Raw genomic sequence first — 5,376 nt, forward strand, 5'->3', positions numbered from 1 at the left:
GGGAAACGGGCCTGCCCACCCCTTGCAACGTCAGCTGTGGAGCCGATCGACTGAGGTGCGCGGCCCACCCCGGCTACGCCGGGGTGGGAATGCCGGGGGATTTACACCACTGCAGGGGACGCAGGCAGATCCACTATGTCCATATTGGTGCTTGGCTCAAGACTTATCCTGGAGCCATTGCCTGGGCCTCCCCAGGTGTGCGTGAGCGGGTGATCAAGCAGAAAATGGATGTGGCTTTTTCTGCTGACTTGCGGGATGCTCCTCCACCTGAGTGGGATCAGGATCTGGATCAGATGATTTTTGCTGGCAATCTATATCTGGATGAAGTTGTGTTTTTCCATCGGAAAAGTTCTACTCTGATTCTGGCTGACCTCATTGAAAAATTTGAGGTTTCCAGGCTCAACAAAGTGAGCTGGCAGTACGGTTTTCTGCTGCGGGTGGGGGGCTGTGTTGAGCCGGATGGGCAGGCTCCTTTGGATCTGCGATTGGCCTTCTGTCCTCGAAAACAGGATGCCCGGCGTTCCTTGAGGCGTTTGCTGGACTGGAATCCAGAACAGCTCGTCTTTGCACACGGTCGTTGGTGTGATCGAAATGGAGCGGAGCAGTTGCGCCGCTCTTTTCGATGGCTTCAATAAAATTGCCAAGGGGATGGAATGGCCCAGCGATTCGAGTGTTGAATCCCGCGTCGGTTTTTTGCATGGCATGCCTCTGCCAGATTGGTTGGTTCCGATTGGCGGCGACAGGGACAGGATTGGTGTCTGTGGCTGTGGGACTTGGTGAAGAGATATCGCATCTTGCCAGCCGGGGTGGGCGTGGGCCCATGGGCAAGAACAGCAGTTCAGTGCTGGGATCAAGCGCGATCCGAGAGTATTCGGAATCTCCTGTTCTTCGTTCGCATCTGCTCAGCTCGTTGCAGATGGCCGCGATGCCCGGTTCAGCTCTGCTGCGCAACAACCGCAACCGGAGTTGTTGCACTCCAGCACCGAGGTGAGGGACGCGCGTTCCGGCGATCCCTGAGCAGGCGAAGGTCTCTCCCCCAGGGCAAGAGGGCTAACTGGATGGACCTGCTGCTGCCGCCCTCAGCCGAGGACGGCCCGCTCACGCACCTGATCCAGGCTGCAGCGGTTCAGCAGCTCGCCGTCCTCGTACACGGTCTGCAGGCAGGAGTCGGGATGGATCCCGGGCAAGGGGCGCACAATCGTGCGGTAGGTGCCACCGGTGTGGATGAGATCGAGCACGCCGGCCTTGCTGGTCTTGGCCGGATCGGTGATCGGGCGCTTGTGCACCGGCAGGATCTGGCCCGAACGCTCCACCCAGGACGCCTTGTAGACAAAGCGCTGGGTGTCTCGGTTCAGCTGCTGCAGCAGGCCGCCGCCCATGCCGTAGGCCACGTTCTCGGCGCTGAAGCCCGCCGCCAGGACGGCCTCCAGCACCAGGGGCAGGGTCTGGGCGGTGATGCCGTCCCCCTGGATCACCCGCACGTGCTGGAGCACGCGGTAGCCCTTGCCGTTCATCCGGCTGCCGAAGCGGGCCTCCAGGCGCCGGAGCAGTTCCGACACGATCCGCACCGGATCGCCGGAGTCTGGGCGGATCACCACCGTGGCACCCGCCTCGATCACCTGCGGCCGCAGCTGCTCTCCCCAGAGGTGATCCACCGCGTTCCAGAGGTCGTAGGAGTCGGACACCACCGCCAGGACGGCTCCCGGGCGGGCGAAGTGATCGAGCATGTTCCGGTAGGCCTGCGCTTCGTGCTTCTGCCCCCAGGCCAGGACCGTGGAGTGCTCGGCAGCGGGGATCGAGAAGCCGGCCATGGGGCAGTCGTAGTAGCGGCGGCCGGCCACCAGGGCGGCGCCGGTGTCACTGCCGCGGAAGGCGATCAGGTGCGCCAGACCGCCGATCGCGGCGCTCTGGAGGCTGGAGACCCCGCGCGAGCCGAAGTCGTGCAGGCGGAAGGCCAGCTCGACGGCGGGATCATCCGCCGAGCGCTCCAGCGCGGCCGCTAGAACCGTGCGCAGCTCCCAGCTGCGGGTGGCGACTGTGGTGGGGTACCAGATCCGCAGCAGCTGGGTCTCCACCCAGGTGACCAGCCAGGCCAGTTGGGGATCGGTGGATTCCACCGTCATCAGCACCTGGCCAGTGGGCACCCGGCTGCCCTCGGGTACGGCGCGGATCAGCAGAGGCAGCCGGCCCCCGTGCACCTGCACCACACGCTCCCAGCCCGGACGATTGAAGGGGAGGCCGTGGCTCTGCCAGAACTCCTCCGCTTCCTCCACATCCGCCTGGGTGATCGGGGTGGTGAAGGACTGCAGCAGTAGCATCTGCAACCCGAAGAAGAGGGTGGCAGGGTTCTCGCCGCCGCGGCTCTCCAGGTAGGCCCCCATGGCAGTGAGATCGGGGGGGTACTGGAGCCAGTGGCTGGTCTTGTAGCTGTCGGTATCGAAGAGAAGGTTGGTTTCCATGGTGTGCTCTCCGCACGAGAGTAAGGAGGCGCCCCGGCCCGGTCCACCCAGGCCAGAAGCAAGCAACCAAACAGGGTTGAACACGCTCTCCAGTGAAGCGGTAGCTGCTCAGATCCGGGAGATGAAGTGCTGGATGATCTGCACGTGGTCCTCGAAGAAGTTGTCTGCGTGGGCGTAGATGTCCGCCAGCGGTATCCAGAACGCCTTCTTGGCGTCATCGGCGCCGCGGACCGCGGGCAGGGGACCGGCCTTGAGCTGAATCAGAAAGGCATGGGTGATCCCCGCCCCCGTGCCGACCGACCCGGTGCATCGAACACATGGCTGCCGGCGATCGAGCCCTCCAGCACGGATCAGGGCACCTTTCCCGGAGAAGGGTGACGGTCAAGGACGGAGGCTGCGCATCTGGAGATGGGTATGGGTGTCATGCTGATGGGGTGACATGGACCCAGGAAACAGGTGCAGGGTTCACGTGAGCTCTCTCGCTGCTTCGCAAAGTTCAGAGCTCGCATCAGGGCTCGCAATCGAGTTCCTGGATCCAGGAGGCGATGGCGGGGTTCATCTGGTTGCGCTCTGAACTGGCGAGGAGTTTTTCGCGATAGGGTGAACTGCTCGCTTGCGCTCCAGGAGCTGAATTCTGGATTCGCCTCGCGAGATCGGCAATGAAGCCTTTCCCATGATGAATAGAGCCCTCCGTTTCCGTTGCAGAGAGTTCCATCGCAAAGCCGTATGACACGGCGCCATGAGAGCAGTTCACGTCCAGCGGCAGGCGCGTGCCGTCCTCAACGAGGAACCAGCTGTGTGGCTGCTTGGCAATCACTCTCATCATGCTGTTCTGCCGTTCGAGCCACTCCCTCTGGCATGGCGGCTCGGCTGGATGAAGGGGATGGCTGGTTTGCTGCCCCGTCCTCTGCTGCGATCAGATCGATGAGGAGAATCCTCCGTCCACGGGGATGGCGGCACCCGTGATGTAGTTCGAAGCGGCACTGGCCAAGAACACGGCCACCCCCTCGAGGTCGTCTGGAGTGCCCCAGCGCCCTGCGGGGGTGCGGGCCAGCACTTGTTCGTGCAGGCCCGGGATCTGTGTACGCCCTGCACGCGTGAGATCGGTGTCGATCCACCCGGGCAGAACGGCATTGACCTGAATGTTGTCCGGAGCCCAGGCCACCGCCAGCGACTTGGTGAGCTGCAGGATACCCCCTTTGCTTGCTCCGTAGGCAGCCGAAAACGAAGCGCCAAAGATGGACAGCATTGAGCCGATGTTGATAATCTTGCCGCCTGAGCGTTTCATCAGCGGATAGGCAGCGCGAGCACACAGGAACGTGCTGGACAGGTTCGTGCAGATGACGTCGTTCCACTCGGCAAGAGAGAGATCCTGGGCGGGTGCGCGAATGGTGATGCCCGCATTGTTCACGAGGATGTCCAGGCGCCCATGGCGCCGCTCGATCTGCCTCATCAGCTCGGTGACTGCGTGCTCATCGGTGACATCGGTCTGGATCGCCATCGCCTCGAGGTCGATGGCGCTGAGTGTGCGAAGCGCTGATTCGGACTTCGCGGCATCTCGAGCGGCAATCACCACATGAGCCCCTGCCTTGGCTAGGCCGGTGGCTATCCCAAGCCCGATTCCTCCGTTGCCGCCCGTGATCACAGCGACTCGTGATGCGAGAGAGAACACCTGGGGATTCCTGCTGGTGGTGAAGCCTGCTTTATGAGCAGCTTAAGAGCCTGCTGAAAAAGTCCCGAGGTCGCCATGACTTGAGTCTGACCTCTGGGCGCAGCGCCCGTGAACACTGGGCTCGGAGTCAGGCGTTCCCGGGCTGAATGGCCCTTGAAGGGGTTTTTCAGCAGTCTCTTAAGTGTGAGATTCCCAAACTTCAGGCAGCACACACCAGGATCAAGCAACACCTCAGGGGGCATGACCTGCAGGACGTTGATGCCTGTATCGCTGCTTTGGAGGACGAACTGAAGCGTCAGCAGTTTGAGGCGGACTTTCGGACCTTTGCCAAGCAGGTAGAAATTGTCCTACCCGATCCAGCCGCCAATCCCTTTCTTGCTGATCTGAAGGCATTGGGGAAGGTGGTGATCGGATGCCGCAACCGCTATCGGGATGAGCAGTTGGACATCGTGGGGTGCGGGGAAAAAGTCCGAGCACTAATTGAGGAACATGTCCGTGCCACGGGTGTTGACCCACGGGTGCCGCCCACAAAACTCTTTGATGTGGAGTTTGAGCAGGTCCTCGCCGCTCAGACCAATGACCGAGCGAAAGCATCTGAGGTGGAACACGCCATCAAGGCACATCTCAAGGTCAGGTTGGACGATGATCCCGAGTACTACCAGTCCCTCTCACTGCGCCTGGAGGAGATCATCCAGAAGTATCAGAACAAGTGGGCGGAACTAGTCCAGCAACTCCTGCTGTTCCGTGTCGGCATGGAAGGGGAGAAGACCCAGCAGAATGAGGACCTTGGACTGAGCGATACAGAAGGAGCGTTCTACAGATCGCTGATGGCAGAGATCAGCAAGGCATCAGGAGACAATGCCATGGATGATGCAACCCATCAGCGGGTTCTGGACCTAACCAAAGAACTGGTCAGCGAATTCCAGGGGGCAACCCAGATCGTCGGTTTTTTTGACAAGTGGGATGAAGTCGCCCGAATCAAAAAGCAGATCAAGCGGTCCATCCTGGATCAACCATTTGGGGACAAGGCACTGGTGGATGCCGTGATCGTGCGGTTCATGGACCTGGGCAAGAGGCACTTCCGATGACCGCCATTCCAGAGGAGGTCCTTGGATTAAGGGTGGAGGTGGTCCGCTCCATCAGGAGGACTGCTGCTCTCCACATCGTCGGCAATGACCTGCAGATACGGGTTCCTGAGCACCTGGGGGATGAGCGAGTAGCCGCGATCCTCAAGCAGAAGCGCCC

5 protein-coding genes and 1 pseudogene are annotated in these 5,376 nt (G+C 61.3%); 2 read left to right on the forward strand and 4 right to left on the reverse strand.

The genetic code is table 11. From position 1 onward, the window contains the following. Positions 1-635: hypothetical protein (locus tag VB777_RS05560; protein WP_323247603.1), on the forward strand; the 635-nt coding region annotated here is incomplete at its 5' end. A gap of 444 nt (positions 636-1,079) precedes the next feature. Here the strand turns inward: VB777_RS05560 and VB777_RS05565 are convergent. The 4 genes and pseudogenes from VB777_RS05565 to VB777_RS05580 all read right to left on the reverse strand — a co-directional run bounded on the left by VB777_RS05565 (position 1,080) and on the right by VB777_RS05580 (position 4,131). Further along, positions 1,080-2,459, reverse strand: a complete 1,380-nt coding sequence (locus VB777_RS05565) for a nicotinate phosphoribosyltransferase (protein ID WP_323247605.1) — start codon at positions 2,457-2,459, stop codon at positions 1,080-1,082. A gap of 108 nt (positions 2,460-2,567) precedes the next feature. Then, positions 2,568-2,806: pseudogene (locus VB777_RS05570) on the reverse strand (ADP-ribose pyrophosphatase); the annotation flags it as partial. A gap of 161 nt (positions 2,807-2,967) precedes the next feature. Next, the gene (locus VB777_RS05575) at positions 2,968-3,276 is read right to left on the reverse strand and encodes a hypothetical protein (protein ID WP_323247607.1); all 309 of its coding nucleotides are present in this window, start codon (positions 3,274-3,276) and stop codon (positions 2,968-2,970) included. Between the two features lie 99 nt (positions 3,277-3,375). Beyond that, the gene (locus VB777_RS05580; RefSeq protein WP_323247608.1) at positions 3,376-4,131 is read right to left on the reverse strand and encodes an SDR family NAD(P)-dependent oxidoreductase; all 756 of its coding nucleotides are present in this window, start codon (positions 4,129-4,131) and stop codon (positions 3,376-3,378) included. 146 nt (positions 4,132-4,277) lie between these two features. On the opposite strand from VB777_RS05580, the gene VB777_RS05585 reads away from it, so the two are divergent. Further along, positions 4,278-5,219 (forward strand): type I restriction enzyme endonuclease domain-containing protein, encoded by a 942-nt coding sequence (locus VB777_RS05585; protein ID WP_323247610.1) that lies wholly within the window; start codon positions 4,278-4,280, stop codon positions 5,217-5,219. The last annotated feature ends 157 nt before the right edge of the window (positions 5,220-5,376 follow it).

The sequence above is a fragment of the Synechococcus sp. CCY9202 genome (assembly GCF_034931685.1).
Taxonomy (GTDB): Bacteria; Cyanobacteriota; Cyanobacteriia; order PCC-6307; family Cyanobiaceae; genus CBW1002.